The organism is Cylindrospermopsis sp. CR12, from assembly GCF_001432185.1.
GTDB lineage: Bacteria > Cyanobacteriota > Cyanobacteriia > Cyanobacteriales > Nostocaceae > Raphidiopsis > Raphidiopsis raciborskii.
This window is the reverse complement of record NZ_LMVE01000109.1, coordinates 7,419-7,648: the sequence shown is the minus strand read 5'-3', so window position 1 is coordinate 7,648 and position 230 is coordinate 7,419. Positions and strand designations below refer to the sequence as shown.

Here is a 230-nt window from a genome sequence, read left to right as displayed (position 1 = left end):
AGAAGATGGCACTAATAACCTAGTCTACACCTTTACCCGCACTGGAGTTATTAGTAATTCTCTAACAGTTAATTACACTATTGGGGGTACAGCAACCAACAGTAGTGATTATACAAGTGTTGGTACAAGTGTCGCCTTTGCAGCTGGGTCATCCACCGCTACAGTTACAGTTGACCCCACTTCCGACATCACAGTGGAAAGTGATGAAACAGTGGAGTTAACTTTAGCAT

Annotated in this window: 1 protein-coding gene; it reads left to right on the top strand. The window is 43.0% G+C overall.

Going from position 1 to position 230, the window contains the following annotated elements; genetic code table 11:
* The coding region (locus ASL19_RS18950; RefSeq protein ID WP_235529004.1) for a Calx-beta domain-containing protein at nt 1–230 on the top strand (230 nt) is incomplete at both ends.